Below are 617 nucleotides of genomic sequence, written 5' to 3' on the forward strand. Positions count from 1 at the left end.
GCGTCCGCAGCTTCGGTATATAGCTTAGCCCCGTTACATCTTCCGCGCAGGACGACTCGATCAGTGAGCTATTACGCTTTCTTTAAAGGGTGGCTGCTTCTAAGCCAACCTCCTGACTGTTTTAGCCTTCCCACTTCGTTTCCCACTTAGCTATATTTGGGGACCTTAGCTGGCGGTCTGGGTTGTTTCCCTCTTGACACCGGACGTTAGCACCCGATGTCTGTCTCCCGTGATTGCACTCTTCGGTATTCGGAGTTTGCTATGGCGGGGTAATCAGCAATAGACCCCCCAACCATGACAGTGCTCTACCCCCGAAGGTGAGACACGAGGCACTACCTAAATAGTTTTCGGAGAGAACCAGCTATTTCCAGATTTGTTTAGCCTTTCACCCCTATCCACAGCTCATCCCCTAACTTTTCAACGTTAGTGGGTTCGGTCCTCCAGTACGTGTTACCGCACCTTCAACCTGGCCATGGATAGATCATCTGGTTTCGGGTCTACACCCAGCGACTCAACGCCCTGTTCGGACTCGCTTTCGCTACGCCTTCCCTAATCGGTTAAGCTTGCCACTGAATGTAAGTCGCTGACCCATTATACAAAAGGTACGCCGTCACCCC

General features: G+C 51.9%; 1 rRNA gene. It reads right to left on the reverse strand.

The window, feature by feature from the left end:
* A 23S ribosomal RNA gene (locus AC3WRI_RS32915) occupies positions 1-617 on the reverse strand; the annotation flags it as partial.

It is taken from the genome of Cupriavidus sp. FW305-27, assembly GCF_058787995.1.